We start from the raw sequence: 23,248 nt of genomic DNA on the forward strand, positions 1-23,248 counted from the left end.
ACCGACATGATTCTTTTTAGGGGGAATGCATATGAAGGCAGATGCTGTTTTTGAAGGCGGAGGGGTAAAAGGAATAGCACTGGCAGGGGCAGTAACTGCCCTGGAAGAAGCCGGTTACCAGTGGAACCACCTGGCAGGCACATCAGCAGGAGCAATTGCTGCAGCCTTGTTAGCTGCAGGTTATACTGGGAAGGAATTATCAGAAATACTAATGAAGGTCAACTATGTAAAATTGCTTAAGGGTTGTAATGGGGATATGTTTTTGATTACAATGATAGCCAAGCTGTTAATGTACAAGGGAATCTATTCCACCAATAATATAGAAACCTGGATTGGGAAGCTTCTCAAGGCAAAAGGAAAAGAAAAGTTTAAGGATATAATTGAGAAGGGAGAGAGTAAGCTAAAAATAATTGCAACAGATGTAACCAACAGGAGGATGCTTATTTTGCCGGATGATTTGGCGTTATTTGGAATAGACCCTTTGGAATTCAGCATTGCAAAGGCTGTCAGCATGAGCATTGCTATACCCTTCTTCTTTACACCGGCAAAAATAATAAAGAATAATCAGGTCAACCTCATGGTTGACGGTGGACTGGTAAGCAATTTTCCTGTTTGGATTTTTGACGTTCAGGGCAAGCCACGGTGGCCAACTTTTGGCTTCAGGCTGTGGGAGAATTCAAAAAGTAGACACGCCATGGGCAAAAAAGACATCATTTCCTATGCCTTAGATGTGATGGGGGCTATGTTAGATAAAAATGAGGAAATTTATTTGAAGGATAAGGATCAGGTAAGAACAATGAATATACCAACCCTTGGAATAGGGACCTTGCAATTTGATATTTCTAAAGAACAAACAAGGAAGCTGTACGAATCTGGTTATATTACAGCAAAGAAATTCTTACAACAGTGGGATTTTGAAGACTATATAAAGAGGTATAGGAGATAATGTGACTGCATTTGATTTCAGCCATATGGGATTAAAGGGTAAAAAAACACTGGATTTATTCAAAATACTGAAGACACAGTAGAAATTCACAAAGTCTTCTGTGTCTTTAGTATAGTCATTAAAATCTGTGTTTAGGTCAAAGCAAATAATAAAGCTGAATCAGATTATAAAATCGAATGTAAACTCGGCATTTAATTTTTTATACTGTTCTACTAGGTCTTCCAGTGTTATTGAATCTACTACAGCATTAATGCTTTTATTTACTTCCTGCCATACAGCTATTTTTATACAGTCCTCAATATTCTTCTCGAAACCTGGTTCATCATTGTCGTCACCGGTGATGCTTAACTCACCTTCCAAGGCTCGAAGAACCTCACCTACAGTTATTTTTGAGGCAGGCTTGGAAAGAGCATAGCCGCCTTGTGATCCTCTTACACTTTTAACTAGGTCTGCCTTCCTCAGAGTAGAAAATACCTGCTCAAGATAATTCTCAGATATATTTTGTCTTTCAGCAATTTGCTTAAGTGGTATAAAATCGCCATTGGAATTCAATGCTATATCTACCATAGACCTCAGGCCGTATCTACCTTTAGTGGATAACTTCATCTATTAATCACCTTCTTCTATATACAAAAATCAGATTATAAACTATTCCTATTTGTTATCTTGATAATACTACATTGTTTTTTTTCAGTCAATACTGATAGATCCGGACCCAATAGAAGAGCAGATCAAAGTGATGACTCTAGAGGAAAAGATTGGGCAAATGCTTATTGTGGGCTTAGATGGATATAGTTTAGATGAAAGGGCCAAGGAACTGTTGGATAATTACAAGGTTGGAGGCTACATTCTTTTTGCTGATAATATTCAAAGTACAAAGCAGTTACTTGACTTATTGAATTCAATAAAAGAGGAGAATTCTAAAAATAAAATTCCCCTATTCCTATCTGTTGACGAAGAAGGTGGAAGGGTATCCAGGATGCCTAATGAGTTCAAAGACTTTCCCACAAATAAGACTATAGGGAACATTAACAATGAAGAGTTTTCCAGAAAGATAGGGCAAACCATTGCCGAAGAAATAAGTTCTTTTGGCTTTAAATATGAACTTTGCTCCGGTTCTGGACGTCAACAGTAATCCCCAAAATCCTGTGATTGGCAACAGATCCTTCAGTTCAGACCCAGAAATAGTAAGCAAACTTGGAGTCCAGACTATGCTGGGCTTACGGATGGGAAATGTAATACCGGTGGTAAAACATTTTCCGGGCCATGGAGATACTTCAGTGGACTCACATAAAGGGCTACCGGTAGTAAATAACGACCTGGAAAGACTGGAAAGCCTTGAACTAGTTCCTTTTAAAGAAGCCATAAAAAACAATGCGGAGGCAGTGATGATAGCCCACATACTTTTACCTCAGATAGATAAGGAGAATCCGGCCTCCATGTCAAAGGCAGTTATAGCTGATTTATTGAGAAATAAGCTTAACTTTGAGGGTGTTGTAATAAGTGATATTGATGTAGAAAAAATAAATAATCAAATAAAGGAGTTGCTAACAACTTACATGAATTAAAAGGCTAAAACAGGACATAAAAGATAGGGGGAATCTCAAAATCAAAAGAGGCCCTTTATTTTTGTATAGGAAATTATAATTTTTCAGAGCCCGTGAGGGCTCTGTTTTTCTGCTCTGACGGGCTATGTAAAATAATGTTAGTGAAATTTGGCAGACTTTTTATTAGAATAATTTATTGGGTGATATTGTTGAAAAGTGATATTATAAAGAGAATCTTCAAAGACCACTGACGTGGATTTACAAAACTTTGTGGTCACAAGATAAGAAAGGTTGTTTAACAAGAGGTAAACAAAATAATGTATTGTGGAGATTTGGATAAAGGTTATATAGAGTTTGAATGTCCGAACTGTGGGGAAACAAGTAAGGAGGGGGTTACGTGCAAAAGCAGATTTTGTACATCATGTGGTAAGGTTTATGTTGATAATAGAGTTGAAGAGCTTTTAGGAAAGCTTATAAAAACAAAACATAGGCATATGGTTTTTACTATTCCTGAGCAACTTAGAGTGTACTTTGGGCAGAATAGAAAGCTATTATGATTATCCTACAAAAAGCTAGTAATAATTCCCAAGCGTAGCGCCCCATGATATAATAGTATTTGGTCATTTGACCCGGGGTCAAATGTACCTATAAAAATAATAATATTATCACAAAGGAGATTTTACTATGTTTTGCAGAAATAACGTTCAACAAACTTCATTATTAGACCCTATTGCTCAAATGCCAAAATATCTTCAAGATATTCTAAAGAAAAATTGGGCTCAAGCTTTTAGGGCTCAGATTTTCCCTCTAATAAATGAGGACCGTTTTTCTGTAATTTATAGTTATGATCAAGCTTCAAGACCTAATACTCCTGTTAATGTGATTATAGGCCTTCTTATGATAAAAGAAATATTTCAACAGTCTGATGAAGAGCTCATAGGCTCACTTCATTTTGATAAAAGATACCAGTACGCCCTTTGTACAACTAATTATGATAAACAACCAGTATCCATCAATACTTTAACCAATTTCAGAAATAGGGTTATTGACTATGAGTAATCTACTGGAATAGACTTAATTAAATTAGAAGTTGAAGCGTTAGCTGAAGCTTCGGCTATTTTTCTTTGCATTGATAATAAAAAGGTTAGAGTTGATTCGCTTATGGTTAGTTCTTCCTGTAAAAAGCTTAGCCGATTAGAGCTAATTTACTCTGTTAACAGCAGATTTATTAAGGAGTTAAAGGAAGTAAATGAATCGCTCATTCCTCAAGATTGCCTTGTTTATCTTGAAAAAGGTCATAAAAACGACACAATATACAGAACTCAGGATTCACAAGCTGATTCTAAGCTTTCAATGCTTCTAAAACATTCCTTGGCTCTACTTGAAGTCTGTTCACAAGCTGGAGAAACAGTAACTAATTTGGATAGTTATCAGCTTCTTATTAGAATGCTTGGAGATCATACCGATAAAGACTCAAACAATAATATTACTGGGAAAGCAGGTAAAGATATATCTTCAACAAGTCTTCAAAATCCAACAGATCCTGATGCAACATACAGAAAAAAATATGGTGACAATACTGGTTATGTTGTAAATGTGGTTGAAGCTTTTAATGATGTTACAGGTGGTATTATCACAAATTAAGATCTAAAACCTAATATCTACAGCGATTCAAGCTTTTCTGATGATGTTATTGAAGCTATCGCTTCTAAGAAAAGTGATGAAGATAAAGTACAAGTTATAATCGATGGTGCTTACCATGAACAAGAAAAAGCTGAATCTGCTTTAGAAAAAGGTATCGAACTAATACCAGGAGAACTTGTTGGAAGAAAACCATCCACAGATAAATTGCCTTACTCTGATTTTGCTGTGGATAAAGATAAAAATGTAATAAGCAAATGTCCGAGTGGTAATGAGCCCGTCGAGTCTTATAACAGCTCAAAATCATATAGTGCTAAGTTTAAAAAGTCGGATTGTGAAAAATGTCCCCTTAGAGACCAATGCCCGATTAAACAACAAAAGGAGTTTAACATTGTACGTGTTAGCGAAAAAAGATACAATAAAGACCTTCAAAGGGCTAAAATGTCTCTGCCAGAATATATAGAACTTACGAATCAGCGAGCAGGTGTTGAGGGTATACCTTCTGTACTTAGAAGAAGGTATAGAATTGACACCATGCCCGTCAGGGGACTTTTGCGCTCAAAATTATGGGTTGGATTTAAAATCGCAGCCTATAATTTTAAAAAGCTGCTAGCGCAGCTCCTTAAGAAAGGAGAAGTCGCTTTAGCCAATTTGTTTTTTACCTTTTTATTAAATTTTTCGGTAACTTCTACTGTAGAATAGCGGAAGTAGAAGTAGTCTTCTCATCCTAACGGATGAAGAATAACTGGTTTTTGTGGTTTAATCACTTTATAGAATTTCTAATCTGGTGTATGACGCAACTTTGAATATTAACATCTGGAAAAACAGCCTTTATGGCTTCAGGAAGTCCTTTAAGTCCATCCATGCATGCTAGAATAATATCTTTGACGTCTCTGTTCTTGAGATCATTGCAAACTGACAGCCAAAACTTAGCACCTTCTTGTTCTCCAATTCAAATTCCTAGTATATCTTTATAACCCTTCATATCAAGAGCCATACAAATATACGCAGCTTTATTGACGATTCTATGATCATCTTTAACCTTAAAATGAACAGCATCCATATAGACAATTGGGTAAACCGGGTCTAACGCCCTATTTTGCCAGGCGATAGCCGTGTCCATTACTTTGTCTGTAATCTTTGAAATCATTGCAGGGCGCTGTTTGTCAAGGTAGTTGTCGTATGAAATTTTAGCGTTCGATTTCTCTTGATTTATTTTTGAATATTCAATCAATTTCAATTATATAACGAATGTCGTAAAAGCGGGGGTTATTTATCCAATATTTTCCTCAACGACCTCCTTTTCTGGATTTAGTGTAACGCTTTCTGGTAAATCAAATTTTCTAATACCTCTATTAAATCTTAAGGGATGCAGCATTTTGGCTGCCATATACACCTTTTTTCTGTTTGTCATTATCTTTTCTGCTTGTCCACTATGTCTTGAACTTGGGGTTACAAAGTTTAATCCACTGTGGTAGTGCTTATTATTGTACCAATCCACAAATTGTAGCACCCATTCTCTAGCCTTTTCAATGTCTACAAAGCCTTTCTGTGGATAACCTGGCCTGTATTTACATGTTCTAAATAAAGCCTCTGAATAAGGATTGTCATTACTAACTCTAGGCCTTGAGAATGACGACATGACACCCAGAGATTCAAGCTTTGCTTTTAATGTGTATGACCTCATGGGGCCACCGTTATCAGAGTGCAAGACTAGAGGTCTTCCTATGATTTTTTCATTTACTATAGATTTCTCCACAAGTATTGATGCTAATTCTCCAGTTTCTTCTGTCCACACTTCCCAGCCTACTATTTTTCTGCTGAAGATATCCACAATCATATATAGTTTATAATACATTCCTGCTATTATTGTTGGTAACCACGTTATATCCCATGTCCAGACTTGATTTGGTCCTTTAGCTATATGAGTCTGTGGATATTTTCTTTTTTCTGGTGGCTTTGAGCGGCCTCTGTGACGTTGCATCTTTTCATTTCTTAAAATCCTGTACATTGTTGATTCTGATGCTATGTATACGCCTTTATCCGCTAGCGCTGGCACTATCTGAGAAGGTGGTAAATCTGCATATTCTGGCATGGTTAAAACGTTTAGCACGCTATTATATTCTTCTTCTGTGAACTTATTTGAAGGTTCTGGTCGCACTGCCGTTGGTCTTTTATCCTCTTTAACCTCACCATCAACATACCATCGCTGAAAGGTCCTGACGCTTATTCCAACTATGTCACAGGCTTTATAAAGCCTTGCTCCAGAGTCCTTTGCTTCATTGATTAAGTTAACTACTTTTTTGCGATCAGAGAGGCTTATTAATCTTCCACGTTTTCCTCTAAGATCGCTTGTAACTTTTTTCTAAGTATCAGTAATGCAGCGGCTTCAGCTAGTGCTTTTTCCTTTCTATTAAGTTCTTTTTCAAGTTCCTTAATACGCTTAGCATCTGCTGCTTTGCTCGCTCTTAGTTCCTTTATATCCTCTCTCTCTTCTGTTTTGTCAGTGGCAGTAGCGCAAGCGCTAATCCACGATTTAACTTCTTCGTAGTATAAACCTTTTTCCCTGCAGTATCTTGATAACTCAATTTCTGATAGGCTATAAGCCTCCATAACTACTAAAAATCTTTCATTAGGGGTTAGGTTTCTTCTAGGTTTAGTATGGCCCTTTTCCTTTTCAGCTTTCTTCTTCCATGTTGCTAAGGTTGACTTACTTATCCCTGTTTCAATTGATAGCTCTCCTAAAGATTTATTCTCTGGTGGGAATAATCTAGCCACATGCCCGGCTATTTCTTCCTTACTATATCTTCTAATTTCTCTTGCCATAATAATCATCTCTCCTCTGTACGAGAATATCACACATGACTTCTTACGACAATTATCTTAACACAGGGGGGTGGCAACCAGTATGAAATTGATCCAAGACTTGCACGAAAAACAATTCAAGTAAAATATCATCCTTCAGACCTGACAAAAATTGAAGTATACTACCAAGGTGATAAGTTTGCTGACGCAAAGCCTTTTCAAATAACATTTAAAACCTATGATGAGTATAAATCCGGTGCAGTTGCATCACCACCAGTTATTGTTGAAGGTCAACTGAGCTATTTGGACTTGCTAAAACAAAAACAAGAGCAGGACCTTGTAGACAAGAAAAATAGAATGAGTTTCACTAAACTCTATGGTAAGGAAGGGAGGGCTTAGGATGTATGAATCATACTATGGTTTCAAAAAGACTCCCTTTATGCGAAGCATAGATACTAAAGAGCTCTACCAGCATCAAGACTTTGTAGAAGTCAAACACAGACTTAAATATGCCATGGAGAAAAGAACATTCGCGGTAATAACCGGCCCTGTCGGTGCCGGCAAAACGACAGTTTTAAGGTGTATTCGTGAAGAGCTAAATAACAATATTTACACTTATATATACATATCCCAATCAGCCCTTACTCCAAAGATATTCTACAATGAGATACTGAAACAACTGAATTTAAACACTGTCTACGCTAAGCCGGAGGCAAAGCTTATGGTGAATAAAGCAGTCCTGTCCATGTTTAATGCAAATAAGATTCCAGTCATTGTAGTGGATGAAGCACATCTTCTAAGTGATGCTATGCTTGAAGAAATAAGATTTCTTATAAATTTTGATATGGATTCAATGTCTCCACTGAGTTTGATACTAGTAGGCCAGCCGGAACTTAGACAAAGGCTTAAGTTAAGAACTCTGGAAGCTATTGCTCAAAGAGTTATGGTAAATTATCACCTTGACGGACTAGACAGGCCTGGTACAGAGGACTACATACTAACTCATCTTAAAGTTGCAGGTTTAGGAACACCATTGTTTACTGATGAAGCTATCAATGAGATATTTCAGTATACTGCAGGGATACCTAGAAAAATAAACAATCTTTGTGAGAAATGCTTGTTGGAAGGATATATTCATGAGAAAAAACTTATTGATGATATTTTAGTAAAGAGAGTTATAAAGAACGAGTTTAAATAATATCTATGCTGCCGTTTAGGCAGCATTTTTTTAAAATAAAATTCCGCTAGCGCTTCCAACTTCTCTGTAACAATTGGAAATTCTAACGGAATGATATCGTGGAAAAATTCCGGCACAGTAGTGTGAGAAACAACACTATGGAAGCTCCCCTTTTTTTATCACTCAAATATATGTTTTAAAAGTACAGTTTAAAAAATTATACATAATTATTTTCTATAGTACTTTTAATAAAATAGATAATCCGCAAATCAATCCTATTATGACACCTATACGAAGGCACCATTTAACGGTAATTTGCCACTCTGGGGTTCCAATTTGAAAGTATTTATCCATATAATTTAAGATACCTCCACTTTTTATGTTATTATTTCTTTTTAATTTGTGTAGAATAAAGAATCCTATAACTAGACCTAGAATAAAACCAACACCTAATAAATATGTAATGATATCAACTATACTTATATTATTCATATGAAAGCTAGCCAATCCAATCAGATATTTTTTGCGCTACTTTCCCAACAATTACAACAGCACCTGCAACAACAACACCAGTACCAAGAACAATGCCAGCTGCTGCTAGTACACCTAATACAAATGGTAAGCCACCATTTATTTCTTGCATCTCTGATGCACTTAATTCATGAAAATTAGTATTCATATCTTCTCATCCTCCTAAATAATTATTTTAAAATTACTGCTCCACCTGCAACTAATCCAATAGCTGATCCTGCTGCCATGCACATACCTATAGTTACCTTAACGCCAGCAATAGTAAATAGAACTGTTCCAAGAAATCCACCATTAATATTTTGTAAGTCATCTGTGCTTACTTCAATCAACATAGAATTGTTAAAGTTTAAATCCATTTTGAATTCCTCCTAAAAATTTTATATTTATTAGTTTTCTACAGCGCGCTTTGTACTAGAAAACTAATACAATCAGTTAGTAAGATTTATTTTAATTATAGTAAACAGAAAATATTAATGAGTAAGTATATGCTTTAAAGTAGCAATACATCTGTACTTAGTGATATGTTATATAAATAATACTGTAATAAAAAAGGTATTAAGAATTTACAAACGTAATATCAGACTAGAGAACGTTTGGGCTAACACCAATATAGAGATCAATAATTGACTCATCTGCATTAGATGAATCTGTTATGTCTTTAACTGTAATACTATAAACAGATGTAATAGGTTGCATACCTTTTTCTCGTATATATCTATTTAAAGTATTATATGTATTTTGTAACATAGAAAGATTACCAATATGAGTTACCTTCAATGCATTTGTTAAATAAAAATCTTTTTTTAGCTTGTACTCATTATCAGTAGCAATTTCTTTGTTTATCGGTATAAGAATTTCTATATCAATGGTTTGTAAGAAGCCACTGTTTTCTACTCCAAAAGTAGTTGTAATAACAGGAGCAATCTTTTCGGCACCTCTCTCTTTTATGAACTTATTAAGCTTCTCTAATTCTGACATAACTTCATGTTGAGCCATCTTTTTTCTAAGCGAAATTACATTTTGAAAAATCAATTCTTGTTTTTCTAATATCAATTAAAAACCCTCCCATGCAAATAAATACGCAATAATGGAATTATATGGATAAATTTAATATAAAAATAAAAAATGTAATAGCCTAACATTAACTATATATTACCATCTTTATTTTTTTTTGTAAATAGTGTAAAATAAATATATGATAAAAAATAAGAAAATTAATATTTATATACACATAATAAGGAGGAAATTATGAGAAACCCATTTAAAAGATATGTATGCATAAAACAGCATGATATTAAGGACTGCGCATGCGCTTGCATAGCCACCATATCAAAGCAACATGGATTAAAGATCCCGATATCAAAGATTAGAGAAATTGCCGGGACCGATAAGATGGGGACCAGCGCCTATGGTGTTGTTAAAGCTGCAGAAGAACTAGGCTTCACAGCAAAGGGAGTAAAGGCTTCTAAGCCTGAGGATATTTTTAGTGAGTTCCCCTTGCCAGCTATTGCTCATGTTATTATTGATGGATCATTACTACACTATGTAGTTATACATAAAGTATCAAGGATTGAAATATTAGTGGCAGACCCAGGGAGAGGGATGAATAAATATACACCGGAGGATTTCTTCAAAATTTGGACTGGAGTTCTTATATTAATGGTTCCCAGTGCTAAATTTGAAAAGGGAGACGAAACAAAGGGGCTTTTTCAGAGATTTTCTGGTCTTATGAGACCTCAGAAAGGACTTTTAATCAACATATTTTTTGCATCTGTACTAATTACAGTTCTAGGAATTATAGGTTCATTTTACTTTAAAGCTATTATGGACGACATTGTACCCAATAATTTAAGAAAAACTCTTATTGTAATTTCCATTGGAATGGTTTTGTTAAATCTATTCAAGATATTAACGGAGTTTTTTAGGGCTCATTTGCTTGTATATCTTTCCCAAAATATAGATATACCATTACTACTTGGCTATTATGAGCATGTGGTTAATCTTCCTATGAATTTTTTTGGTACAAGGCAAATCGGCGAAATTGTATCCCGATTTAATGATGCCGGTAAGATCAGGGATGCAATTTCATCTGCTACATTGACATTGATGATTGATAGCCTTATGGCTATTGTTGGTGGTGCGGTACTATATAGTCAGAATAAAACCTTGTTTTCTGTCACTATAATACCTATAGTGTTATACGTAATTCTTCTATTTGCCTTTCGAAAATCAATTGAAAACTCTAATAGGGCAACGATGGAGGATAACGCTAAGCTTACTTCCTATCTTGTAGAGTCGCTCAAGGGCGTAGAAACTGTAAAAGCCTTTAATGGTGAGAGAAAAGTCAATCTTGAAACAGAAAAAAGGTATATAAAGCTTGTAAGAACTATATTTAAGTTTAGTTTTATCAGTAATATTCAAGGAACTCTCAAGAGTACAGTAAAATCTATTTTTTCTATAACGATTTTATGGATGGGAGCTTACCTAACCCTAAAGGGTGAGATAACCCTCGGTGAGCTAATAACATTTAACTCATTGCTAGCTTATTTCATTGAGCCTATAGAAAGAATGATCAATCTACAGCCTACTATTCAAAGTGCTATGGTAGCTGCAGACAGGCTTGGGGAGATATTAGATTTAGAGCTTGAGAAGGTTGGGGAAGAAAAGAAGATCAATCCGAAAACTATAATGGGCAATATAGAGTTTAGAAATGTGGATTTTAGATATGGTACAAGACAGCTTGTTTTAAAGAATATCAATATGAATGTTAAGCCTGGGGAGAAGATTGCATTGGTAGGGGAGAGCGGATCCGGCAAAACTACCATTGCTAAGCTGCTAATGAATTTTTATCAGTGTGAAAAGGGAGAAATATTAATAAACGGTTATAACATAAAGGACATTAGTAAAGAGGTCTTAAGAGATAAAATTGCCTATATATCCCAAGAATCCTTTTTCTTCAGTGGGACTATAAAGGAAAATCTAGAGTTTGCTAACGAGGAGGTTAGCTATGAGGAAATCTTGGAAGCTTGCAAAAAAGCTCAGTTACATGATTTTATAAATTCTCTCCCGCTAAGATACGATACTCTTTTAGAAGAAGGTGCCTCTAATCTTTCAGGAGGTCAAAGGCAAAGATTAGCCATAGCTAGGGCCATACTTCGTAAGCCGGAAATTATGATTATGGATGAGGCTACCTCAAACCTGGATTCCATAACAGAAAAGGCTATTGAGAATACCATAAACTCCTTTACTAAAGGTATAACTACCTTCATTATTGCTCACAGGTTAAGCACAATAAAGCGCTGCGACAGAATTTTTGTTATTGATAAGGGAGAGATAATTGAAGAAGGAGAGCATAAGTCATTACTGGATAAAAAAGGATACTACTATAGGCTGTGGAAGGAACAACTTCCTGATGAAGAGACTATGGAACAAGCAGCTGCAACTTTGGAAGGCGGTGTGATGTAGTTATGAGAGCTTATATACAGGACTTAAACAGTATAACCGACAGTCGTGAAATGCTGGAGAGAAAGCCACATTCCTTTATAGTTTCTTTTATATATATTTTTATAGCAGTTATACTGGTTGCTTTAACTTGGTCCTATTTTGGAGAAATTGACGAATATGTAAAAGCCAGTGGTGTAGTAAGACCTGGAGATAAAACCGCTGCAATAAGAAATACTGTAACAGGTAAGGTGGACAAGGTTAACATTGATGAAGGTAAAACTGTAAAGAAGGGTGATATTCTTTATACTATAGAAGCTAAGGGTTTAATCATCAATAGAGAAGAGACTAAAAAGCAGATAGAAAAACTTACCCTGGAGATAGAGAATTTAGTAAAGCTTAAAGAGAGTATCAAGAGTGGCAAGAATCTTTTTGATAAAAACAATGAGAAAGAAGCGTACTATTATAACCGATACTTGAAATATGTAAATGATAAGGAATCAAGTATTGAACAAATCGATAATGCTTTAATTGATTTTGAGCAGGCAATGAAGGAGGCTCAGTTGACCCAAAAGGCTGCAGGAGAAAAGCTGGAAAAGATTAAGATTACCTTAAGTAACTTGGATGAACTAAAGACCTCCATTGAAAATGATACAAATATGATAAACCCGGCAAATCTAGAGTTCTACGAAAAATTTAATAACTATCTTTTGAATAAAGAAAGACTTCAAAGAATACACGACCAAAAGGAGATCATCTATAACAGCTATAGTAAACTCTACGAGGTTGGTGGCATCGCCAGAAGAGAAGTAGAAGATATTAAAAATCAATTAGACATGGCATCTATGGATCTTAGAAAGTATAAAAGTGATTTTCTTATAGAAGTGACCTCAAGCATTGAGCAAAACAAAAACAGTATCAGTGATCTTGAAAATTCTATAGAAAAGGCTAAGCTTAACCTTGATACCTATGCCCAAAAGGGGCAAAGCAAAGAGATAATACTAGAAAAATATTATTTGGACAATCTAATACAAATCGAAGACACATTAACCAGCAATAGAAATAATCTAGACAATCTTCAAAGTGAACTTAAAAATATAGAGCTTAATTTGGAAGAGACTACTGTTGTTGCACCAATCGATGGAGTTGTAAATATGTATATGGAAGTAAATTCTGGAGAACTACTGCAGGCTGGTAGTGAAGTAGCAACTATAATTACTGATGCAGATACGGAATATAAGGTACAAATATATGTGTATAACAAGGATATAGCTAATATTAAACTAGGGCAAACCATCAAGTATCGGTTCCAAGCATTGCCTTATAGTGAATACGGTGACTTAGAAGGTGTAGTAACAAGAATATCCACCGATGCAAGGGTTGATAAAGAAAGTGGAGCTAATTACTATATAGTAGAAGCTTCTTTAGAAAATAAACCTCTTTACAGTAGAAAGGGTACAGAGAATTCCGTAAAGATTGGTATGACTTGTGAAGCTCAAGTGATAACTGATTCTAAGAAGGTTCTGTATTGGCTCTTAGAAAAGATAAACTTAAAAGATTAAAACTATGGTGAAGGGATGAGTTTATATAATGATTAAGAATAGAAAAATTACTGCCGTAACAATAGGACTTATACTGATGTTTTCAGTTACTACTGCCTATGCAGCTGGAAGGGTATATACCAATAAAAACCTTGATGATTTGAAGCAATATGTTGAAACAGATAGTGTCAATATGCAAATGGTAGACCTAGAGAAAAAAGCTATTGATAGCCAGTATAATGAAGCTTATAAGCAATTAATTGAGTATAAGAAGCAGACTGCAATTCAACAAAATCAAGTAGATAGGTTATATTTTCAGATGGGGCAGTATCAGAAAAAACTAAAACAGCAGAAATTAGTTGAAAAGTATCAGCTTCAGGTTCAGTATTATAATATTTGCCTACTAATGAAACAGTTAACTTTAGCTGAAAGTGAACTTGAACTAATAAACAAACAAATAGAGGTAGAAGAAGAAAAGGTAAATCAAGGTTTAAGCACTCAGCTTATTGTAGATGAGTTAAAGAGCAGAAAAAAACTTATCTCTGATAATATAAGTAGCATTACATATACCATTGAACTCGGAAAAAGTGAGATGAAAGTAAAATTAAATGAAAATAAGGATGTTGTATTTGACCCGAATTTTATTATACCAACAGATGTGCAAGGAGAAGATACATACAGCTTAGATACTTTAATAGGTAAGTGCAAAGAAAACAATCTGCAATTGGCAGAAACCAATGCTAATATAGCCTTACAGTCAGTCTTAGCAAATACTATAAAGAGCTATGTAGGAGAGGCAGATTCATCTTTTATAGCCGTAAATACGGAACTATCAAAGTTGCTTTTAAATAAAGATACTCTTGATAAGGAGCTGAGCTTATATGTAGAACAGCAGTATAACTCATTTAGAGACAGTTTAAATAAATATGATTCAATGAAGCAAAGAAAAGGTATTTTGGATAGGCAACTGACTGCAATTGACGAGCAGTATAATGCAGGACAAATAAGCTTATTGGAAAAGTTGAGTCAAAGGTATTCTGTTCTAAAGGAACTTCTTGATGTAGATACTGCTATAGTAGACAAGCTTAATGCTATCACCATAATGGAACTTGTAGAAAATGGGATACAATTGCAATAAAGGTTTGGTAGTGTAAAAAATTTATGAAAACGCAGTTGGATTGGGTTTCCATCTGTAACTAAGTTAAGATTTGTTGGTATGCTTTTAAGTTTGATAAGAACGTCATCAATAACTTTTATCGCTGTCAAAGTATCTCTGTTTGGAGAAACCCGGTAAGATAATATTATTTTCTTTACCGCATCAAAGAAAATATAGTGCCATTTGCCTTTAACTCTGATGTAGGTTTCATCTCCACAGAAGCTGTCTGAAAGCTCGTAGGGATAGTTATCTACCAAAGGTTTAACGGCTAAGGATACCCAATCGCAGTAGTTTAATACTGTCTGATGAGATATATCTAGTCCATGGATATCTTTCATCAAAGCTGCAGTTTTCCTGGCCGATAGGCCATAGTTAACATGGTAAGTCAGTATTAGACCTAAAGTGTGAGGAGTAACTCTAAGTCGGGATAGATTTACTCTAAATTCCTTATTGCTCTCTTTGCTTAAGGGCTTAAAGTCAAACTTAAAGGCTCTATATATGTACCTTAGCTTGAATTTCTCAGGATTGCTCTTATACTCTTGTTTCTCTTGTTTACTCATAGAAGATAACTTATCCTGATAGTAAGAGCAGTGGTTATTCTTGCACTTATATATATCAAAGCCATTTCTTTCTTTGATTTTTTCAAGGGTTTTTCCACAGTGCGGGCATTTTAGTATGACACTTTTAAGCTGTTTATTGGGTGTAAAGGAATTCTTGCATATCTTGCATTGATATTGACCCTTACCACCATTATTGTCATATATGTAATTGTGCGGAGCACCACATACTACGCACACTATATCCTTTGACACAGGAACTTTGCCCTTTCTTGGTTTTACCGGTGATAGTTCCTTTCCGTGATTAGTTTTATATTCTTCAAGAAGCTGTTTATAATCAAGCTTCTCTGGAGTTTCAAATATAGGAGGTTTGTCCACTACAAGCTTACGATATTCCTTTCTAACCGGTTCATCGTACCTGTAGCTGAACTTCTTAACAAACAATATGTTTACCAATAAAATCAATAAGTTGTGCAGATACACTATATACTGCACCAAAAATTTATTAACCATGATGATAGCTTGCTCCTTTCTTAGGTTACTTTTCTTTGTTTGTGCAACTCAAAGATACCTAATCTTTAGGGGGATGCAAGTCATCTATATAAATTATTCAAAATCAAAGAGTTTATTCAAAAGTTACGTAGTAACTTTTGACAATACCTAAAATTAAAGAGGGGGATCTGGATTTTAATGTAGATATAGATTCAGATGATGAGATTGGTGAGCTAGGCATAGCTTTTAATGACATGAGAACTCCAATTACGGCTATAAAGGGTTACGTGGAAGGCATAAGGGATGGGGTTGCAGACACCCCGGAGAAAATGAATAAGTATATAAATACCATATACAAGAAGGCAGTGGCTGCGGATAAATTAATAGATGAGTTATTCCTGTATTCCAAGCTGGATTTGAGTAAGCTGGAATTCAATTTCAATGATATTAATATAGTTAAGTGTTTGATTGATTGCATGGAAGAGCTCCAGTTTGATTTGGAGAAGAGAGGGATGACTATAAGCTTTAACGGGGCAGACTACAAGGATATAATAGTAAGGGTTGATGTTCAGCAGCTAAAGAGAGTTATAATTAATTATAATAAAAGATTTTTCTCATCTTCACTGAGAAAAATCTTCATTCATTCTTGACATTTAATTATAATAAGTAAGGCGTTTCTTGATATACATAGTAATTCAGCCAGTTTGAAAACAGCAGATTAGCATGACCGCGCCAGTTTACAATTGGTGCTTTTGTTGGATCATCTTCCGGGAAGTAGTTTTTAGGTATTGTTATATCCAAGCCCTTGGATATATCTCTGTCATACTCCCACTTTAAGGAGTTGGCATCGTATTCGGAATGGCCCATGACGAAGATCTGCTTTCCATCCTTTGAAGCAACTATGTGAACACCGCTCTCTTCTGATTCTGTCAATATAAGTAGTTCAGATATTTTTGCTATGTCTTCTTTTCTCACTTCGGTGTGTCTTGAATGCGGCGCATAGAATACATCATCAAAGCCCCTGACCAGCTTTTCATTTCGATAATTGATCCTGTGGGGAAAAACCCCAAACATCTTTTCCGAGAGAGGATATTTAGCTATATTATAGTGATAGTATAAACCGGCTTGAGCTGCCCAGCAAATGTGAAAGGTAGAGGTTATGTTCGTCTTGCTCCATTCCATAATGGCTGCTAACTCTTCCCAATAGTCTACTTCCTCAAAGGCCATCTGCTCTACCGGAGCACCGGTAATAATAAGCCCATCAAACTTCTTATCCTTTACCTCGTTGAAGGTACTATAAAAGGTTATAAGATGTTCCTCCGGGGTATGTTTTGACTTGTAGCTTTCCTGATAAAGCAGGGTTATTTCCACCTGAAGCGGTGTATTACCCAAAAGCCTCAGCAACTGGTTTTCTGTAGTAACCTTTATAGGCATAAGGTTTAATATAGCTATTTTTAAAGGTCTGATATCTTGATGATAAGCCCTGTCTTCATCCATAACAAAAATATTCTCACTGTTTAATAATTCTTTAGCAGGTAAATTGTTTGGTATCTTAATTGGCATATAACTTCCCTCCACTTGATCTAAATTATGTATTTATGGGCGTTGAGAACTGCCATATGATCATTCATTATAAAAGCCCCCTTTTTATTTGAAATTTAAAATTATAAGAAAAACTTTTCCCCAAGTTATGTTTTTCTTCATTAAAAAAACCTCTTCAGATAGAAGAGGTCAATAAACATGGCGCTTCTATCTTTCAGCTAACTGCTGCTGGAATTAGCACCTTGCTTATACAGGTTGCCGGGTTTCATAGGGCCAGTCCCTCCACCACTCTTGATAGACTAAAATATTTGGTTTTATATGTATATTACATGAACATATATTGTTTGTCAATACAATTATTTTAATGAATAATCAGTTATTGAGGTTGGAGCTGTTTCATATTTGAAAAAATTGCGTTAATACGCAATTTTCTTTTATTCCTGACAAATAAGCTTATTTTCCATATAAAGTTTGGTACTTTAGGTCGCATGGAAAATATTGAAAAATGAGCAAAGTTTATGATAAAATTGTCCTACAGATAATTACTTATATTGTTGTTAAGTGATAATTTATTTGTAGGGAGTGATACATATGACAAGAAGATATTACATTATATTCCTTGTGATATCTCTCATAATCACCATAGCTACTGCTTCTATAAAATTGTCCCAAAATAGAGTTATGGCCATTTCTGGTAAAGCTTATAATGCTGAAAACATAGATCAATTGATTGAGGAATCTCCAATGATAATTGTTGGCGAGGTAATAGGCAAGAAGGATAGTGTAAAGGAAAAAAGGATAAATTATAAAGTGTCAGAAGTTAAGGTTCTTGAAATATTGAAAGGAAATATATTGCTGGATAGTGAATCTGTAAACGTTATTCAAATGGATATTGCACAAGACCCTGCTGTTAAAGAGGGAGAGAAGGTTTTGCTGTTTCTGGAAACCTATAAGGGACAGGGATACAAGGACGGTTATGTATGTGTAGGCTTAAGCCAAGGTTATTATAGAATAAAAAATGACAAGCTTGAACCCTCTGGAACTCTTTCATATTCCTTTAAAAAGAGTATAGAGGATAAGCAGAATATTGTAGAATATATAAGGTTACAGGCAGCTGTAGCTTTAGAGTAAGATGAATATTTTGTTATGGATGAAAATGCTAAAGATTTTTGGCATTTTCATTTTTTTTATAATGTTAAGGAATCATTCTTTAGTATAGAAAACATAAAGAATAATCATTATAAAGAATAGAAATATAAGAATAAAAGAAATTTAGATAATTGTTATTGACAAATTTTTGCTTTACACATATAATAGTATCATAGAATACATAGTAAACCAATAGGAATTATACAATGTTTATATATAATATGATTTAGGAGGAATAAAAATGGCAAAGATAGCAAAGAATTTAACAGACTTAATAGGCAATACACCACTATTAGAATTAACATCTTACAACAGAAAAAAGGGACTAGGTGCTGAAGTCGTTGCAAAGCTTGAATATTTTAACCCTGCCGGTTCAGTTAAGGATAGAATTGCCTTTGCAATGATTACCGCTGCAGAGAAAAAGGGACTTATTAAGGAAGGTACTGTAATTATTGAGCCAACTAGCGGAAATACTGGAATAGGTTTAGCTTTTGTATCAGCAGCTAAGGGATATAGACTAATATTGACAATGCCAGAAACAATGAGCATTGAAAGAAGAAAACTCTTAAAGGCCTTGGGAGCAGAATTGGTTTTAACTCCTGGTTCTGAAGGTATGAAGGGAGCAATACAAAAGGCCCAAGAATTAGCAGCAGAAATACCTAACGCCTTTATCCCACAACAATTTGCTAACCCAGCAAATCCTGAAATACACAGAAATACAACTGCACAGGAAATATTGAGAGATACCGATGGCAAGGTTGACATTTTTGTGGCAGGAGTAGGTACCGGCGGTACTGTAACAGGTGTTGGTGAAGTATTAAAGGCTGCAAATCCTAATGTTAAAATAGTAGCAGTTGAACCATTTGACTCACCGGTACTATCAGGAGGCAAGCCAGGTCCTCATAAGATACAGGGAATTGGTGCAGGGTTCGTACCAGATATATTGAACACCGAAGTTATTGATGAAATTATTAAGGTTAAGAATGAAGATGCCTTTGAAACTTCAAGAGAAGTAGCAAAAGCAGAAGGATTATTAGTTGGAATATCCTCTGGTGCAGCACTTTATGCAGCAACTGAATTGGCTAAGAGGGAAGAAAACAAGGGTAAGAGAATAGTTGTATTATTACCAGACACCGGTGAAAGATACTTATCAACAGTATTATTTGGTGATAATTAACAGATATTATATATGGTACAAAGGAATTCTACATTGCCAGAATTCCTTTTTATTTTGTTTTGCAAGAAAAGGATTCAAGACTGTTGTTTGAATTGCATTATTTGATATAATAAGTTAGATGAGACTCGATATTTGGTAAGACAGTTTATGGTAGTTTAATGAATAATTTAGGATTAAATAAATGGGGGAATAGAATTGAGTGAATCAGATGTAAAATTAGAGCAATTAAAAAGTATATTAAGAGATATGGGAAGTGCTGCTCTTGCTTATTCAGGAGGTGTGGACAGTACTTTTTTACTCACAGTGGCAAAGGAAGTGCTTGGGGACAAGATTATTGCAATAACCGCAAGATCCTCGACCTATCCGGAAAGAGAGTTTAATGAGGCTTGTCAATACATAGAAAAATTAGGAGTAAAACATATTGTTATCTATTCTGAAGAGTTAGATATAGAAGGTTTTTCAAAGAATCCAAAAGATAGATGCTATTATTGTAAAAAAGAATTGATGACTCAAGTTAAAAATATTGCAGAAAAGCATAGTATAAATGTACTTTTGGACGGAAGTAACTATGACGACTTAGGTGACTACAGACCTGGTATGAAGGCCGCAAAGGAAATGGGTGTAAGAAGCCCCTTGAAAGAGGCCATGTTCACAAAAAAAGATATTCGTCAGTTGTCAAAGATAATGGGGGTACCTAGTTGGAATAAACCTTCCTTTGCATGTCTTGCTTCAAGATTCCCCTATGGACATGAGATAACAAGAGAGAAACTCAAAATGGTAGAAGATGCTGAACAGTATCTGATAGATTTGGGCTTTAGACAGCTAAGAGTAAGACATCATGAAGAAATAGCAAGAATAGAGGTAAGCCCGGAGGAAATGCTGAAACTTTTCGATTTGGAGCTTATGGATAAGATAGTAAAGAGGCTTAAGGACATAGGCTTCAAATATGTAACAATGGATATGCAGGGCTATAGAACGGGAAGTATGAATGAGGTTCTGCAATTGGACAATAATAAATAACTAAGAATTAATAATTATTCAATATTCATCACATTATAAGGAAGTGGTTATATGCTTGTGTATTTTGACAATGGTGCTACCACCAAGCCCTATGAGGAAGTAATCGAAGCTGTGGCGGATACTATGAGAAACAATTTTGGAAATCCTTCTTCTGCTCATGGTATCGGGCTGAAGGCAGAGAAAAAACTAAAGGATGCAAGAGAAAGGGCTGCAAAGACACTGAACTGCAGTCCGGAGGAAATAATTTTTACTTCCGGCGGCAGTGAAAGCAATAACTTTCTAATAAAGGGCTTTACAGCTCCCGGTGCCCATGTAATAACCTCTGTAATTGAGCATCCCAGTGTGCTGAATACATTAAAAGATTTAGAAGGGTCAGGTATAAAGGTAACATATTTAGGTGTGGACAGTGACGGAAGAATATCTCTTGAGGAACTTAAAAATAGCTTGAATAACGATACAAGGCTTATAACTATAATGCATGTAAACAATGAAATTGGTGTAGTCCAGGATCTTGAGGCCATAGGTAAATTGATAAAAGAAAATAGTCCCAGGGTTAAATTTCATGTTGATGCCGTACAAGGTTATGGAAAGCTCAAAATAGATGTGAAAAAGGCTCAAATTGATCTGCTTTCTGTCAGTGGACATAAAATACACGGGCCAAGAGGGGTAGGATTTTCATACATTAAGAAAGGATTATCCCCAAAGGCACTTATTAGTGGAGGAGGCCAGGAAAGGAACTTCCGTTCAGGTACAGAAAATCTTCCGGGGATTGCAGGTTTTGTAGAGGCGGCAGAGAAGGTTCATACTAACCTTTATGACAACTACAACAAAGTAATGGGATTGAAAGAATATTTTATAGAGAGACTTGGAAATATAAAAGGGATAAGGATAAATAGTCCCAATACAGAGCACTTTTCTCCATATATTTTAAGTGTTAGCTTCCCAGGTATAAGAGGGGAAGTTCTGCTTCATCTATTGGAGGAAAAAGGCGTGTATGTTTCTACCGGGTCTGCCTGCTCCTCAAAGGGGCATGGAGATAGCCACGTATTGAAGGCTATCGGACTTAAAACTGAGGAGCTAAAGGGAACCATAAGGTTTAGCTTTAGTGAGTTCAACTCAAAAGAAGAAGTAGATTATACCATTGAGGTATTGGAAAAAAGTTTAAAGTTTTTAAGGAGAAATTAGGATGAGAAAACTATTACTGATTAAGTATTCATCAGAAATATTTTTAAAAGGACTAAACAGAAGCAGCTTTGAAAGAAAGCTTAAAAGCAATATAGCAGCAGTGCTCAAGGGCAGTCAATATGAATTCATATCTGACCAGGGAAGATGGTTCATCTACAGTGAAAATCTAGATGAAGTTGTGGAGAAGGTTAGAAGAGTATTTGGTGTGGAAGAGGTATGTATTGTTACGGAAGTTGAGCCAACTATGGAGGCTATAGGTGCTCAGGCAATAAAGGAAGCAGAAGACTTTGGGAATGCTACTTTCAAAGTTGAAAGCAACAGAGCAAATAAAGCCTTTCCGCTGAACTCCATGGAACTTAGCCGTGAAGTAGGAGCAATAGTACTAAGAAATGTGAAGGGATTAAAGGTAGATGTACATAAACCACAAAGAGTATTAAATGTTGAAGTCAGAGAACGTGCCTATGTATATTCAAAAAGAATAAAGGCTGTAGGAGGCCTGCCCTATGGCATGGACGGCAGTACCATGCTCATGCTATCTGGGGGCATAGATTCACCGGTGGCAGGCTACATGATGGCACGAAGAGGTGTAGAACTAAGCTGCATATACTTCCATAGCCATCCTTACACCAGTGAAAGAGCTAAGGAAAAGGTAAAGGACTTAGCAAGAATATTAAAGGGTTATACCGGACATATCACTCTCTACGTTGCTCCCTTCACTGATATCCAAATGGCCATAATAGATAAATGTCCGGAAAACGAACTGACTATTATAATGAGAAGATTTATGATGAGACTTGCCTGTGCAGTGGCCGAGAAATATAACATTAATTCCGTAACCACCGGCGAAAGTATCGGACAGGTAGCCAGTCAGACTATGGAAGGCCTTATGGTAAGTAACGACGTTGCTGACAGACCGGTGTTCAGACCTTTAATAGCTACTGATAAGACAGATATAATGGAGATTTCAAGGCAGATTGGAACCTATGAAACCTCAATCCTGCCCTACGAAGATTGCTGTACAATATTTGTACCAAAACATCCAAAGACTAGACCAAGAGTTGACCTCATAAGAAACTCAGAAAGTGTATTGGACATCGAAAAGCTAGTCCAAGACGCTATTGACAATATGGAAGTTTACAACTTATAAAAAAACTAAGGCCATAGTCTTAGTTTTTTTATCTGGCAATTTTCTTCCACAGGCACTAACCACAACAAAATAAAAACATTGAATTTTATCGCTATATATGGAATAATAGAGACTGGTATCAAAAAATTTAAAGACGTCATATGGCAGAATGAAAACCTATACCATGCAAGCAGGGGAGCAGCTAGTACAGGATA

23 protein-coding genes, 3 pseudogenes and 1 riboswitch are annotated in these 23,248 nt (G+C 35.5%); of the genes and pseudogenes, 18 read left to right on the top strand and 8 right to left on the bottom strand.

The annotated features are described in order from the left end of the window. Positions 1-31 precede the first annotated feature (31 nt). Positions 32-946, top strand: coding sequence for a patatin-like phospholipase family protein (locus FHY60_RS03745; RefSeq protein WP_139903595.1), 915 nt, complete (start codon positions 32-34; stop codon positions 944-946). A 159-nt stretch (positions 947-1,105) separates the two neighbouring features. Here FHY60_RS03745 and FHY60_RS03750 read toward each other — a convergent pair whose 3' ends face one another. Then, positions 1,106-1,552 carry an RrF2 family transcriptional regulator gene (locus tag FHY60_RS03750; RefSeq protein ID WP_139903597.1) on the bottom strand — a complete coding sequence of 149 codons (447 nt, stop codon included), beginning with the start codon at positions 1,550-1,552 and terminating at the stop codon, positions 1,106-1,108. A 133-nt stretch (positions 1,553-1,685) separates the two neighbouring features. Here FHY60_RS03750 and FHY60_RS18430 point away from each other — a divergent pair, with 133 nt between their 5' ends. The 6 genes and pseudogenes from FHY60_RS18430 (at position 1,686) to FHY60_RS03775 (ending at position 4,836) form a co-directional block, all read left to right on the top strand. Further along, positions 1,686-2,081 (top strand): glycoside hydrolase family 3 N-terminal domain-containing protein, encoded by a 396-nt coding sequence (locus FHY60_RS18430; protein ID WP_279230465.1) that lies wholly within the window; start codon positions 1,686-1,688, stop codon positions 2,079-2,081. Further along, a complete protein-coding gene (locus tag FHY60_RS18435; protein WP_279230443.1) occupies positions 2,035-2,514 on the top strand; it encodes a glycoside hydrolase family 3 N-terminal domain-containing protein in 480 nt (159 codons plus the stop codon). The genes FHY60_RS18430 and FHY60_RS18435 overlap by 47 nt, the downstream gene beginning before the upstream one ends. Positions 2,515-2,795: 281 nt before the next feature. Then, positions 2,796-3,047, top strand: a pseudogene (locus FHY60_RS03760) (transposase zinc-binding domain-containing protein); the annotation flags it as partial. A gap of 130 nt (positions 3,048-3,177) precedes the next feature. Beyond that, a complete protein-coding gene (locus FHY60_RS03765) occupies positions 3,178-3,552 on the top strand; it encodes a transposase (protein WP_139903600.1) in 375 nt (124 codons plus the stop codon). A 102-nt stretch (positions 3,553-3,654) separates the two neighbouring features. Then, positions 3,655-4,137 carry a hypothetical protein gene (locus tag FHY60_RS03770; protein WP_139903602.1) on the top strand — a complete coding sequence of 161 codons (483 nt, stop codon included), beginning with the start codon at positions 3,655-3,657 and terminating at the stop codon, positions 4,135-4,137. A 204-nt stretch (positions 4,138-4,341) separates the two neighbouring features. Then, the gene (locus tag FHY60_RS03775) at positions 4,342-4,836 is read left to right on the top strand and encodes a transposase (protein ID WP_180375454.1); all 495 of its coding nucleotides are present in this window, start codon (positions 4,342-4,344) and stop codon (positions 4,834-4,836) included. 64 nt (positions 4,837-4,900) lie between these two features. Here FHY60_RS03775 and FHY60_RS03780 read toward each other — a convergent pair. Together FHY60_RS03780 and FHY60_RS03785 are read right to left on the bottom strand one after the other, a co-directional pair. Further along, a pseudogene (locus FHY60_RS03780) lies at positions 4,901-5,290 on the bottom strand (IS256 family transposase); the annotation flags it as partial. A 117-nt stretch (positions 5,291-5,407) separates the two neighbouring features. Further along, positions 5,408-6,948, bottom strand: a pseudogene (locus FHY60_RS03785) (IS3 family transposase). A gap of 66 nt (positions 6,949-7,014) precedes the next feature. Between FHY60_RS03785 and FHY60_RS18605 the strand changes: the two are divergent. Then, entirely contained in the window at positions 7,015-7,338 is a 324-nt protein-coding gene (locus tag FHY60_RS18605) for a Mu transposase C-terminal domain-containing protein (protein ID WP_341472554.1), read from the top strand. Between the two features lies 1 nt (position 7,339). Further along, a complete protein-coding gene (locus FHY60_RS03795) occupies positions 7,340-8,137 on the top strand; it encodes an ExeA family protein (RefSeq protein ID WP_139903604.1) in 798 nt (265 codons plus the stop codon). A gap of 478 nt (positions 8,138-8,615) precedes the next feature. Here FHY60_RS03795 and FHY60_RS03800 read toward each other — a convergent pair whose 3' ends face one another. From FHY60_RS03800 to FHY60_RS03810, 3 genes are all read right to left on the bottom strand, one after another. Beyond that, a complete protein-coding gene (locus FHY60_RS03800) occupies positions 8,616-8,795 on the bottom strand; it encodes a bacteriocin (protein WP_139903606.1) in 180 nt (59 codons plus the stop codon). 22 nt (positions 8,796-8,817) lie between these two features. Further along, positions 8,818-9,003, bottom strand: a complete 186-nt coding sequence (locus tag FHY60_RS03805; RefSeq protein WP_139903607.1) for a class IIb bacteriocin, lactobin A/cerein 7B family — start codon at positions 9,001-9,003, stop codon at positions 8,818-8,820. A 226-nt stretch (positions 9,004-9,229) separates the two neighbouring features. Then, complete coding sequence (locus FHY60_RS03810; protein WP_139903609.1) at positions 9,230-9,700, bottom strand: GyrI-like domain-containing protein; 471 nt, start codon at positions 9,698-9,700, stop codon at positions 9,230-9,232. Positions 9,701-9,895: 195 nt separating this feature from the next. On the opposite strand from FHY60_RS03810, the gene FHY60_RS03815 reads away from it, so the two are divergent. The 3 genes from FHY60_RS03815 to FHY60_RS03825 are packed head-to-tail and all read left to right on the top strand — an operon-like array spanning position 9,896 to position 14,767. Continuing rightward, entirely contained in the window at positions 9,896-12,112 is a 2,217-nt protein-coding gene (locus FHY60_RS03815; protein WP_139903611.1) for a peptidase domain-containing ABC transporter, read from the top strand. A 2-nt stretch (positions 12,113-12,114) separates the two neighbouring features. Next, positions 12,115-13,650: an HlyD family secretion protein gene (locus FHY60_RS03820; protein WP_139903613.1), complete on the top strand. Its 1,536-nt coding sequence runs from the start codon at positions 12,115-12,117 to the stop codon at positions 13,648-13,650. A 28-nt stretch (positions 13,651-13,678) separates the two neighbouring features. Beyond that, positions 13,679-14,767, top strand: a complete 1,089-nt coding sequence (locus FHY60_RS03825; protein WP_139903614.1) for a hypothetical protein — start codon at positions 13,679-13,681, stop codon at positions 14,765-14,767. Here FHY60_RS03825 and FHY60_RS03830 read toward each other — a convergent pair. Then, positions 14,656-15,855, bottom strand: coding sequence for a DDE-type integrase/transposase/recombinase (locus tag FHY60_RS03830; RefSeq protein ID WP_139903616.1), 1,200 nt, complete (start codon positions 15,853-15,855; stop codon positions 14,656-14,658). The genes FHY60_RS03825 and FHY60_RS03830 overlap by 112 nt on opposite strands. Before the next feature lie 137 nt (positions 15,856-15,992). Here FHY60_RS03830 and FHY60_RS03835 point away from each other — a divergent pair, with 137 nt between their 5' ends. Further along, positions 15,993-16,484 carry a histidine kinase dimerization/phospho-acceptor domain-containing protein gene (locus tag FHY60_RS03835; protein ID WP_139903617.1) on the top strand — a complete coding sequence of 164 codons (492 nt, stop codon included), beginning with the start codon at positions 15,993-15,995 and terminating at the stop codon, positions 16,482-16,484. Between the two features lie 7 nt (positions 16,485-16,491). Here FHY60_RS03835 and metA read toward each other — a convergent pair whose 3' ends face one another. After that, positions 16,492-17,397: a homoserine O-acetyltransferase MetA gene (metA, locus tag FHY60_RS03840; RefSeq protein WP_139903618.1), complete on the bottom strand. Its 906-nt coding sequence runs from the start codon at positions 17,395-17,397 to the stop codon at positions 16,492-16,494. Positions 17,398-17,580: 183 nt separating this feature from the next. Beyond that, positions 17,581-17,677: riboswitch (SAM riboswitch) on the bottom strand. 290 nt (positions 17,678-17,967) lie between these two features. On the opposite strand from metA, the gene FHY60_RS03845 reads away from it, so the two are divergent. The 5 genes from FHY60_RS03845 (at position 17,968) to thiI (ending at position 23,054) form a co-directional block, all read left to right on the top strand. Beyond that, positions 17,968-18,507 (top strand): hypothetical protein, encoded by a 540-nt coding sequence (locus FHY60_RS03845; RefSeq protein ID WP_139903619.1) that lies wholly within the window; start codon positions 17,968-17,970, stop codon positions 18,505-18,507. A 259-nt stretch (positions 18,508-18,766) separates the two neighbouring features. Next, positions 18,767-19,702 (top strand): cysteine synthase A, encoded by a 936-nt coding sequence (cysK, locus tag FHY60_RS03850; RefSeq protein WP_139903620.1) that lies wholly within the window; start codon positions 18,767-18,769, stop codon positions 19,700-19,702. A gap of 195 nt (positions 19,703-19,897) precedes the next feature. Further along, the gene (larE, locus tag FHY60_RS03855; protein WP_139903621.1) at positions 19,898-20,722 is read left to right on the top strand and encodes an ATP-dependent sacrificial sulfur transferase LarE; all 825 of its coding nucleotides are present in this window, start codon (positions 19,898-19,900) and stop codon (positions 20,720-20,722) included. A 51-nt stretch (positions 20,723-20,773) separates the two neighbouring features. Beyond that, the gene (locus tag FHY60_RS03860; RefSeq protein WP_139903623.1) at positions 20,774-21,907 is read left to right on the top strand and encodes a cysteine desulfurase family protein; all 1,134 of its coding nucleotides are present in this window, start codon (positions 20,774-20,776) and stop codon (positions 21,905-21,907) included. Between the two features lies 1 nt (position 21,908). Beyond that, positions 21,909-23,054 carry a tRNA uracil 4-sulfurtransferase ThiI gene (gene thiI, locus FHY60_RS03865; RefSeq protein WP_139903625.1) on the top strand — a complete coding sequence of 382 codons (1,146 nt, stop codon included), beginning with the start codon at positions 21,909-21,911 and terminating at the stop codon, positions 23,052-23,054. The last annotated feature ends 194 nt before the right edge of the window (positions 23,055-23,248 follow it).

Source organism: Clostridium thermarum (genome assembly GCF_006351925.1).
Lineage (GTDB): Bacteria > Bacillota > Clostridia > Clostridiales > Clostridiaceae > Clostridium_AU > Clostridium_AU thermarum.

What these genes read in the sequence shown, in the direction of transcription:
- cysK (WP_139903620.1), top strand. Translation starts at nt 18,767, where the DNA reads ATGGCAAAGATAGCAAAGAATTTAACAGACTTAATAGGCAATACACCA.
- FHY60_RS03750 (WP_139903597.1), bottom strand. Translation starts at nt 1,552, where the DNA reads ATGAAGTTATCCACTAAAGGTAGATACGGCCTGAGGTCTATGGTAGAT.
- FHY60_RS03815 (WP_139903611.1), top strand. Translation starts at nt 9,896, where the DNA reads ATGAGAAACCCATTTAAAAGATATGTATGCATAAAACAGCATGATATT.
- thiI (WP_139903625.1), top strand. Translation starts at nt 21,909, where the DNA reads ATGAGAAAACTATTACTGATTAAGTATTCATCAGAAATATTTTTAAAA.
- FHY60_RS03805 (WP_139903607.1), bottom strand. Translation starts at nt 9,003, where the DNA reads ATGGATTTAAACTTTAACAATTCTATGTTGATTGAAGTAAGCACAGAT.
- FHY60_RS03770 (WP_139903602.1), top strand. Translation starts at nt 3,655, where the DNA reads ATGGTTAGTTCTTCCTGTAAAAAGCTTAGCCGATTAGAGCTAATTTAC.
- FHY60_RS03860 (WP_139903623.1), top strand. Translation starts at nt 20,774, where the DNA reads ATGCTTGTGTATTTTGACAATGGTGCTACCACCAAGCCCTATGAGGAA.
- FHY60_RS03765 (WP_139903600.1), top strand. Translation starts at nt 3,178, where the DNA reads ATGTTTTGCAGAAATAACGTTCAACAAACTTCATTATTAGACCCTATT.
- FHY60_RS03820 (WP_139903613.1), top strand. Translation starts at nt 12,115, where the DNA reads ATGAGAGCTTATATACAGGACTTAAACAGTATAACCGACAGTCGTGAA.
- FHY60_RS18430 (WP_279230465.1), top strand. Translation starts at nt 1,686, where the DNA reads ATGACTCTAGAGGAAAAGATTGGGCAAATGCTTATTGTGGGCTTAGAT.
- FHY60_RS03830 (WP_139903616.1), bottom strand. Translation starts at nt 15,855, where the DNA reads ATGGTTAATAAATTTTTGGTGCAGTATATAGTGTATCTGCACAACTTA.
- FHY60_RS03800 (WP_139903606.1), bottom strand. Translation starts at nt 8,795, where the DNA reads ATGAATACTAATTTTCATGAATTAAGTGCATCAGAGATGCAAGAAATA.
- metA (WP_139903618.1), bottom strand. Translation starts at nt 17,397, where the DNA reads ATGCCAATTAAGATACCAAACAATTTACCTGCTAAAGAATTATTAAAC.
- FHY60_RS03795 (WP_139903604.1), top strand. Translation starts at nt 7,340, where the DNA reads ATGTATGAATCATACTATGGTTTCAAAAAGACTCCCTTTATGCGAAGC.
- FHY60_RS03745 (WP_139903595.1), top strand. Translation starts at nt 32, where the DNA reads ATGAAGGCAGATGCTGTTTTTGAAGGCGGAGGGGTAAAAGGAATAGCA.
- FHY60_RS03845 (WP_139903619.1), top strand. Translation starts at nt 17,968, where the DNA reads ATGACAAGAAGATATTACATTATATTCCTTGTGATATCTCTCATAATC.
- FHY60_RS03825 (WP_139903614.1), top strand. Translation starts at nt 13,679, where the DNA reads ATGATTAAGAATAGAAAAATTACTGCCGTAACAATAGGACTTATACTG.